Origin of the sequence: Wolbachia endosymbiont of Laodelphax striatellus (genome assembly GCF_007115015.1) — a bacterium.
Taxonomy (GTDB): Bacteria; Pseudomonadota; Alphaproteobacteria; order Rickettsiales; family Anaplasmataceae; genus Wolbachia.
This window is the reverse complement of the sequence record NZ_MUIX01000002.1, coordinates 153,989-161,398: the sequence shown is the minus strand read 5'-3', so window position 1 is coordinate 161,398 and position 7,410 is coordinate 153,989. Positions and strand designations below refer to the sequence as shown.

Annotated in this window: 6 protein-coding genes and 1 pseudogene; 1 reads left to right on the top strand and 6 read right to left on the bottom strand. The window is 34.9% G+C overall.

All coding sequences use genetic code 11. The features are described from left to right. Nucleotides 1-93 precede the first annotated feature (93 nt). Complete coding sequence (gene ltrA / locus BVG17_RS08520) at nucleotides 94-1,320, bottom strand: group II intron reverse transcriptase/maturase (RefSeq protein ID WP_143688717.1); 1,227 nt, start codon at nucleotides 1,318-1,320, stop codon at nucleotides 94-96. Between the two features lie 43 nt (nucleotides 1,321-1,363). Then, complete coding sequence (locus tag BVG17_RS10115; protein WP_255447004.1) at nucleotides 1,364-1,486, bottom strand: hypothetical protein; 123 nt, start codon at nucleotides 1,484-1,486, stop codon at nucleotides 1,364-1,366. A 382-nt stretch (nucleotides 1,487-1,868) separates the two neighbouring features. Here BVG17_RS10115 and BVG17_RS08515 point away from each other — a divergent pair. After that, a partial coding sequence (locus BVG17_RS08515) for an aminotransferase class III-fold pyridoxal phosphate-dependent enzyme (RefSeq protein WP_143688992.1) occupies nucleotides 1,869-2,236 on the top strand: 368 nt, incomplete at its 5' end. 222 nt (nucleotides 2,237-2,458) lie between these two features. Here the strand turns inward: BVG17_RS08515 and BVG17_RS08510 are convergent. The 4 genes and pseudogenes from BVG17_RS08510 to BVG17_RS08495 all read right to left on the bottom strand — a co-directional run bounded on the left by BVG17_RS08510 (nucleotide 2,459) and on the right by BVG17_RS08495 (nucleotide 7,183). After that, nucleotides 2,459-5,059, bottom strand: coding sequence for an ankyrin repeat domain-containing protein (locus tag BVG17_RS08510; protein ID WP_206663915.1), 2,601 nt, complete (start codon nucleotides 5,057-5,059; stop codon nucleotides 2,459-2,461). 113 nt (nucleotides 5,060-5,172) lie between these two features. Then, nucleotides 5,173-5,668 (bottom strand): annotated as a pseudogene (locus BVG17_RS09865) (pyrimidine dimer DNA glycosylase/endonuclease V). 22 nt (nucleotides 5,669-5,690) lie between these two features. After that, on the bottom strand, nucleotides 5,691-6,452 hold the full coding sequence (locus BVG17_RS08500) for an Rpn family recombination-promoting nuclease/putative transposase (protein WP_143688979.1): 762 nt from the start codon (nucleotides 6,450-6,452) through the stop codon (nucleotides 5,691-5,693). Continuing rightward, the gene (locus tag BVG17_RS08495) at nucleotides 6,449-7,183 is read right to left on the bottom strand and encodes a group II intron maturase-specific domain-containing protein (protein ID WP_241654096.1); all 735 of its coding nucleotides are present in this window, start codon (nucleotides 7,181-7,183) and stop codon (nucleotides 6,449-6,451) included. Before BVG17_RS08495 ends, BVG17_RS08500 begins: the two co-directional genes overlap by 4 nt. Nucleotides 7,184-7,410 lie beyond the last annotated feature (227 nt).

Here is a 7,410-nt window from a genome sequence, read left to right as displayed (position 1 = left end):
GTCGAGTAGACCAGTGGAACTTCCCCACCAGCCCCTCACAGAACTGTGCATGAACCTCTCGATTCACACAGCTCCCATTATTCAGTACTTTGATTACCATACCAACCTCCAGTGGTAAAAAGTATTCGGATTTTCTGTTCTCATTTTTCCTAGAAGTTTCCTTGCTAGTCTTTTTCCAATCAGATATTTCTTACTTACCCACTTTTCTAGATGCCGCTCTACATTATTAAGAAGTTTATACATCTCCGTTTGGTAAAACCTGCCATAATACTGACACCAGCCTCTGACTATTGGATTTACTTCCTTTGATATTTCCTCCAACTTCTTTCCTGTAAATCTATGTATTTTCCATGACCTTATGGTTTGAGTGATCTTTTTCTTGGCCTTATTGCTAATTGCAGGTAGAAATCCAACAAAATATTCCCCTATTTTGCTCTTTGCTCCTCTAGGTCTAAAGGTATATCCTAGAAAATCAAAGCTTTGTATAGGAAATGTATTCTTCCTGTTGCTATTCTTACAGTACACTATCCGTGTCTTTTCAGGATGCAACTTTAGCTTATACTCAGCCAATCTTTCTTCAATCTTTACTCTCATAAAGTCTGCCTGTCTCTTAGTTTTGCAGTGCAGTATTGCATCATCAACATACCTTTCAAATGGTATTGTGGGGTAGTTTTGCCTCATCCACATATCAAACGCATGATGCATAAATATGTTAGAAATGATTGGGCTTACAGAACCTCCTTGCGGAACTCCCTTATTCCTCACTTCCCTAGTGCCATCTGCTTGTTGAATAGGGGCTTTCATCCACCTCTCAACATACAGTATGACCCATTTGCAGTTTGTATGTTTCTTGATAGCTTGTAAAACTAATTCGTGATCCAGATTGTCGAAAAATCCGGTTATATCAAGATCTATCGTCCAATCGTACCTCCAGCATCTCTTGCGTGCTGTATCTACCGCATCCAGTGCAGATTTATTCGGTCTATAACCATATGAATCCTCGTGGAATTTTGGCTCTACTAGCGGCTCAAGATACATAGAAGCTGCCGTTTGCCCTATCCTGTCGAATACTGAAGGAACACCTAAAATTCTTTGTCCTCCTCCCGTATCCTTCGGTATTGCCACAGCTTTTACTGGCTCTGGAAAATAACTTCCGGATGACATCCGATTCCATAGTTTGTACAGATTATCTTTTAGATTTTCCTCAAACTTTGTTATCGAAACCTCATCTACACCTGCAGCACCTTTATTTTTCGATACTTGTTTATAAGCTCTCCAAATAAGTTGCTTCGGTATATCAAAAGACTTTGTTTTATTCATTAACTCCTCCCTTTCGGTTGATAAATAATTAAAACTAAATAACTCAGCCCCTTCGCTCCATTTCCATTACAGAAACTTCTTCACTACTACGAGCCGATCCGCCCCTGTTTTCCGCATCGGTACTCTCATCCTTAGAGTTTAGCTCCTCGAATTTCTCCCTTATCATCGAAACGACAGGTTCCCGCAGTTCCACACAATAGCCTAAAATAGATTCACGCCACCTCTATGCCGGACGCCACCTATCCAGTAAACAAGTTCCTGATAGGTTTATCCCAAGAGATTCAAGAGCCCATGGTTTTGACGTCGTCTTTGGAATTTCGACACTTCATCAGTGGTTCATTTTCATTCGCCTCTCTATTTTACACATGATGCATAATTGCACCTTTTCCATAACGCTCACTACCATAGCTCTTTACCACAGCAGCTTATGGCTGTTTGAAGCCTATTCTTGCAAACCGACTTCGAGGGGCCCACCCTCATCTATTGTGCAGCTTTGCACTTAGTTTGCTCATTTTTAAGCATTCTTTGTGTCTCTACGGCACACCTTNATTTTACTAAAGCGTTCGCTCATGGTCACTCCTACACTGCCAATCCTTTAGGTTGTGCGGCCGCAATTGCTTCTTTAGAATTATTAATTAAGCCTGATACCATCGAGTCAATTAAGAGGATTCATAGTATACATAAAAAGGAATTAGTTGAAGCTTGTGAGAGTGTCAAGCATACACGTGTTACTGGTACAATAGCAGCTTTTGATGTTCATGATGCACAAACACTAAAGATAAAATTTTTAGAGCAAGGACTTTTAATTAGACCTCTTGGCAATTCAGTTTATTTATTACCACCCTATTCAATAAGTACTCCAGAGCTTGAAGAAGCTTATAACAAGATCAGAAATATTATTAGGATTTTTTCATAGTGACTTTACCAGACCATATATTTCGAAAGTAAAAGCTCCTTACGCTAACTAGATTTATTAATAAATAAAACTATGTTGCTTGCTTTTTTAGTAAAATATACTACTTAACTGATCATTATGTATAATCGCTCTATATTTTAAATAGAACAAAATTCCTCTTGTTATAATCTTTCTCTTTAGTAAAGAATATTCCAAACTTTCCCTTTACTTTTCTGGATAAGATCATCCAAGTAAATGGCCGTCACTATCACTTTGCCCAATTGATTGATCGGGTACGATCAAAGAATGATCACTAGGTTGTGCATCGGTCTTTTTTTCGCTTGATGAATCCAGTGGAAGTAAAGAGATACTAGCATTTGGTTGTGATGTAGATTCATCGATTTTTTCTTCATTAGATCCAAACAACCATGAGAAAAACCCACTAAAAAATGATACAATTAGTGAAAAAGGCTTAGTAATAATACTAAAAAAATTATCAAAAAAAGTGCTTGTTTGTTCTTCTGTATTGGTGATATTATCTTTTGCTCCATTAGCTGATAGAACATCTACTAGCTCTTTATTGTTCCTAGCCAAATATAAAGGCGTATGCCCCTTATTATCTTGTATGTTAACATTAATTCCTTCTATCTTCAATAGAGCATCTACTATATCTTTATTGTCCCTGTAAACAGCCAAATGTAAAGGCGTATGTCCACTATTATCTTGTATGTTAACATTAATTCCTTCTATCTTCAATAGAGCATCTACTATATCTTTATTTTCCCTGTAAACAGCCCAATATAAAGGCGTATGTCCACTATTATCTTGTATGTTAACATTAATTCCTTCTATCTTCAATAGAGCATCTACTATATCTTTATTTTTGTTCTTAACAGCCAAATGTAAAGGCGTATTTCCACTATAATCTTGTATGTTAACATTAATTCCTTCTATCTTCAATAGAGCATCTACTAGCTCTTTATTGTTGTGCTGAACAGCCAAATGTAAAGGCGTATTTCCACTATTATTTTTTATATCAACATTAATTTCTTTTGCGTTCAATAGAGCATCTACTATTTTTTTATTGTTCTTATTAACAACCCAATGTAAAAGCGTATCTCCATTGTTATCTTTTATGTTAACATTCATTGCTTTTGCGTTCAATAGAGCATCTACTATATCTTTATTGCCCTTCTCAACAGCCAAACATAAAAGAGTCTCTTTGTCTTTATTCTCTACATTAACATTTGCTTCTTTAGCTAGTAGAGCATTTACTATATCTTTATTGCCCTTCTCAACAGCCAAATGTAAAGGCGTATGTCCTCTATTATCTTGTATGTCAACATTAATTTTTTTTGCTTTTAATAGAGCATCTACTATATCTTTATTGTCCTTCGCAACAGCCAAATGTAAAGGCGTATTTCCACTATTACTTTTTATATCAACATTAATTCCTTCTATCTTCAATAGAGCATCTACTATCTCTTTATTGTTCGTAAAAACAGCCCAATATAAAGGCGTATATCCTGTATTATCTTGTATGTTAACATTAATTCCTTCTATCTTCAATAGAGCATCTACTATCTCTTTATTGTTCTTAAAAACAGCCCAATATAAAGGCGTATATCCTGTATTATCTTGTATGTTAACATTAATTCCTTCTATCTTCAATAGAGCATCTGCTATATCTTTATGGCCCTTGAAAGCAGCCAAATGTAAAGGAGTATCTCCTATATTATCTTGTATATTAATATTAATTCCTTCTATCTTCAATAGAGCATCTACTATCTCTTTATTTCCAATTTTTGCAGCGAAATGTAAAGCAGTGTAACCATTGTTGTCTTTTTCATTAATATTAATCCCTTGTACCTTTATGAGTTGTTCAACTATCTTTATGTAGCCTTTTTCAGCAGCTAAACGTAAAACAATATTACTATCGCTATTTTCAACGCTAACATTTTTGTTCAATAAAGCTGCTACTAAAGCTTGAGCTATATCTGAATGCTCATTTTCAACAGCCAAACGTAAGGAAGTATATTTATTATTATCTTGTACATTAATATTAATTCCTTCTATCTTCAATAGAGCATCTACTACCTCTTTTTTGCCACTTATGACAGCTAAATGTAAAGGAGTCTGTTTTTCTCCATTTTCTTCATTAACATTTGCATTTGCTTTTAATAGAGCATCTACTATATCTTTATTTCCAATTTTTGCAGCGAAATGTAAAGCAGTGTAACCATTGTTGTCTTTTTCATTAATATTAATCCCTTGTAACTTTATGAGTTGTTCAACTATATTTACGTAGCCTTTTTCAGCAGCTAAACGTAAAACAATATTAATATCACTATTTTCAACGCTAATCTTTTTGTTCAATAAAGCTGTTACTAAAGTTTCAGCTATATCTGAATGCTCATTTTCAACAGCCAAACGTAAGGAAGTATATTTATTATTATTTTGTACATTAATATTAATTCCTTCTATCTTCAATAGAGCCTCTACTACCTCTTTTTTGCCACTTATGACAGCAAAATGTAAAGGAGTCATTTTATGTTGATTTTCTGCATTAACACTTGCATTTGCTTTTAATAGAGCGTCCACTATCTCTTTATAGCCCTTGTAAGCAGCAAAATGTAAAGGAGTCATTTTATGTTGATTTTCTGCATTAACATTTGCTTTTTCGATGATTATGAGACGTGTTACTTCTTCAATATCACCATACTTAGCTGCGTTAAGTAACAAAGTGTCAATATTGCTATCTTCTATCATAAAATCACTACCTAATTTTCCCAAAGAACCTACGATATGACAATTTGATGAATAATGTATTGCTACCAGAGTCAAATATGTTTTTATAAGTTTTTTATTTGTAATTTTGTCCAACCAAATCGGCAATAAAAACTCGTTTATTATCGAACAGAATTTTGTGTTAAATAACCATTACAACTACATTTATATCAGTCAGGCAATGCTTGTATAAAGTTCGTATAACGGCTGATTGAAAGATTAGAAAATCCTTATTATTATCACATCAATCTATAACTTTTTCAGATTTATGAGTTCTTTTGTATCGTCAGTTGTACTCTTTATAGCCTTTCTTATAATAGTTCGAACGTGATAAGATATGTATTTATGTCGATAGTGGGCCAGTAGTGTATTACGATACGTTCGGATTATTGTGAAAAGAGCTATACATAATCTTTTCCATAACCAATAAAAATTCCCTTTTGACTGTCTAGCCCATAAAGAGCAAGGATGGTTTTTGTGAGTAAGTTTATATGGAACCTCTATATTTTGGTCTGTAATGCTAACTAAAGGATTTGGCGTTTTTAATGCTATTGCAAAAACACTACTAAGTAATTGAGCAGTTCCTAATGGCATTTTCACTATATGCTTACCGCATAACATTTGTGCTGCAATTACTGTGCTTTTATCTAATATAAGAATATTCATTTGGGTGTCAAAAGGGATAAAATCAGATCAAATCTTTGACTTCGTCAATTGTGAGACCAGTAGTTTGAACTATAATATCAACAGAAACGCCTGCTTTAAGTAGGTTTCTTGCAACTTCAATTTTACCTTTTTCATGGCCGATTTGGATGCCTTCTTGTCTACCTTTATGAGTAGCATCATCAAGACGTTGTTCCAAAATAGCCTTTTCTTTCTGTACACTCAATATTCTTTCTTCATATGCGATCAAATCCTTTTCATTCCAGCGAAACCTATCTAATTCATCATATGCTAGCTTTATTATCGGAGCTTCTGCTGCTATCTTTTTCAGATCTTCATCAGTTGTTTCTTCTGCATATTTAAAAAAGAAACACCATCTCTCTGTAGTATTCTCTAACTGCTCTACTCTATTTTTTGTAAATTTAGGCAACTCAATAAAGACAAATTGTAGATCTTTTAAGTAATGACCATTGGTTTTGATATCCCGTATATTATGAGTAGAAATATAGTCAACTTCTTCAGGCAGAAGGTTACAATTGGAAATAGCAATAAAGAAGACTTTCTGAAGATCAATATAATTACCAGATTTATCTAATTGTCTCGAGTAAGCCTTAGCAGCATAAAGTTGAGCGCGTTTTTCAAAGCCCTTGTCACGAGCGAGCTGGTCAGGTAAGGAAGCAGTATTACTACTACTCCCTCCCTTAGAAACGCAGCATGCAGGTTTCCCCACACTACGCTTGAGCCCCTTATCTAAGTTCTTCTTTTCTAGAACCGGCTTGTCCTTCATGATTCCTCAGGAAACATCATTCTTAATGGTGACACCAACAGTAGAGAACCTTCTCTTGAAAAGGAGCTTGCTAACATTCTTGTTCGTTTCACTCTCTCATCAAAATACTTTTTCCATTTTAAGTCAAGGGGATTTGCATCCGCTCTGATTTTAACATGTCGTCTGATAGGTATATCAATCAGCTTAAGCAGTCTTAAATACCGTATCTCTTTTGGTTTGTTCTTGCATATGGGTGCAGCAAAAACCCATTGGCGTTGACCCATTACTTTGAAGTAACGATTCTTTATCCAACGTAATCCTTTACGAGGATGTCTTTTCTTTGCCCATTTCCATAAACTATGCCAAATTTCATTGTCGATCTTTCTAAACGCTTTTTTAGCACACACATGGTGATAGTAATTTCCCCATCCTCTCAGTAGAGAGTTGAGTGACTTAATTACTATAGCCTGAGTGTTCGCTATATTTGCTTTTATCAATGTACGTGCTTTATTAAGAAGTCTTTTAATACTTTCTTTCGAAGGTTTAATAATTAACTTCTTATTATATCTACGTACATTACAACCAAGAAAGTCAAACCCTGTTGTAATAGATGTAATCTTTGTCTTCTCTTCTGACAGAATTAAACCTCGCTCATGAAGAAAGGATGATACTAAAGGCTTAACTTCCTTTTCCAGTACTTCATGTGTGAAACCTGAAATAATAAGGAGAGTAGACCAGCGGAACTTCTCCACCAGTCTCTCGCAGAACTGTACGGAAACCTCTCGGTTTATACAGCTCCCATTATTTAGCCCTTTGATCCTAACCCAAGTGTCCAATGATAGAAAATATTTGGAGACCTCTTTCTCACTTTTCCTAGAAATTGCTTTGCTAGTCTTCCATGATCTCGAAGTTTCTTATATTTGGTTCTGACCCATCTTATGAGGTATCTCTCTATATTTCTGAGAGATGTATACATCTC

What these genes read in the sequence shown, in the direction of transcription:
- BVG17_RS08500 (WP_143688979.1), bottom strand. Translation starts at nt 6,452, where the DNA reads ATGAAGGACAAGCCGGTTCTAGAAAAGAAGAACTTAGATAAGGGGCTC.
- ltrA (WP_143688717.1), bottom strand. Translation starts at nt 1,320, where the DNA reads ATGAATAAAACAAAGTCTTTTGATATACCGAAGCAACTTATTTGGAGA.
- BVG17_RS10115 (WP_255447004.1), bottom strand. Translation starts at nt 1,486, where the DNA reads ATGATAAGGGAGAAATTCGAGGAGCTAAACTCTAAGGATGAGAGTACC.